Origin of the sequence: Polaribacter vadi (assembly GCF_018861005.1) — a bacterium.
In the GTDB taxonomy this organism is placed as follows: Bacteria; Bacteroidota; Bacteroidia; order Flavobacteriales; family Flavobacteriaceae; genus Polaribacter; species Polaribacter vadi_A.
In genome coordinates this window covers 1-1,795 of record NZ_JAHKQL010000011.1, presented here as the reverse complement: position 1 = coordinate 1,795, position 1,795 = coordinate 1, and the positions used below count along the sequence as shown (strand labels likewise).

Below are 1,795 nucleotides of genomic sequence, written 5' to 3'. Positions count from 1 at the left end.
ACGTTATGCACAATTAGAAAAAAATGCCAGGATACAATATTGAAGGTAAGAAAGTTGTTATTTCAGACGATAGACATAAAGACGTTTATTGGGCTGAACTATCTTCTTATGTGAAAAATAAATATTTTAAAAAAACTAGTGAATATAAAAACCACATTAAAGTTCAAGAAATTTTAAAAGATTGTTTTACTTTTCTTTTAAATAAATTAGAAACTCTAATTGAAAAAGAAAACAGATTCTCTTTTTACTTATTTTGTCATAATATACATGAAGATTCGATTGATATTCATTTTAAAAATCTACAAGGCAATGATTTACCTATTAATGAAGAAAAATTTGCTGGCTCCAGAAGAATCTTAAAAGTAATTCTTGAACAATCAACAAAATACGACTTAAAAGGAACAGAAAATTTCAGTTATGAAATCGACAAAAACTTATCTGAATACATTCTGTTATTAGAAGAAATGATATATGTTGGAGAATGGGCTTTTATTACAAGTGAAAATATTGCTAGAAGTCAACTTTTCCCTAAATCAATAGGTATTCTAATGAAAGAAGAAGAAGTTCAATATTTGACTTATCAACCATATCCTATATTTTTTTCTCACTTTTTCACTGAATTACCAAAGCATGATTCAGATGTTAAATTAACGGACTGTATAGACGATTTTAAAAACTTAATCAAAAGTAAATATTCAATTGAATATGATGATTTATGCTATTTTATAGCGGAAATTATAACAAAGCCTTCAAACAAATTAGGAGTTACAATTTTTCCTGAGATAATAAAAAACATAAAAAATAATACTTCTGTAAATATTGAATTTATTGATAGTTTTTATAATGGTCTAAAAATAACTAAAACAAATGCTTTAGATATAGATAAATGTTTTTATACAAATCAAGATATTGGTAGACATATTTATAAACCTATTTTAGAATATAATATAGACGGAAAAACTTTTCATGTAATCGGACCAAATAAATGGATTGAAAGTATTTCTCAATTAAATACAAACTGTTTCCCTTTTGGTCTATTTCCTAACGAATGGAAAGTTAACAGTCATTTGAAAAAATTTATTGAATTTATCGATAACACACATGATAAGGTTTTACAAAACCCAATAATTGAAAAGCTAAAAAACCGAGAAATTCCATATGAAATAGATATTTTAAGATTCAACTCTTATAAAAAACAATTCATAAATATTGAGAAAACCATTGGAGATATTGATATATTATTTATTGACACTCAAGGGAAAAATATTTACGTGTCAGAATGCAAACACAACAGATCTAGATTTGATTACAACAATTGGAAAAGAGATTACTCTAACTTTAAAACTAAATATGAATCACAACTAGAACGAAAAGTTAATTGGGCTAAATTAAATAAAGATATTATAGAAAATCATTTTAAACTTCGAGATAAAAATCCAGTTAATTTAGATTTAGCTAATTTTGATATTAAAGGAATTTTTATCATAAATGCACCAACAATCTATATGTTTAATAGTCCATATAAATGTTATACAATTCACGATTTTGAATTATTACTAAATAATGAAATTGTTTTTAATGATTTTCAAATTTATGCAGAAGACAGAAAAAAAACTTATCATATAAAACATCCATATTTTGATAATATTGAAAAAGAAATTAACTGTGCATAACACCGTATATAATTTATTGCTAGTTCTAACCTACTTACGAAAATCCTCGCGGATTTTCTATTCGGTTTTTATTTGCTAAATTAGGTGCTTAAACCACGCAACAAACCATATACAAACACGTT

1 protein-coding gene is annotated in these 1,795 nt (G+C 24.9%); it reads left to right on the top strand.

Annotated features, from left to right (window positions below; translation table 11 throughout):
- The first annotated feature begins 23 nt into the window (after positions 1–23).
- Positions 24–1,673: a hypothetical protein gene (locus tag KO506_RS06805; protein ID WP_215994150.1), complete on the top strand. Its 1,650-nt coding sequence runs from the start codon at positions 24–26 to the stop codon at positions 1,671–1,673.
- Positions 1,674–1,795 lie beyond the last annotated feature (122 nt).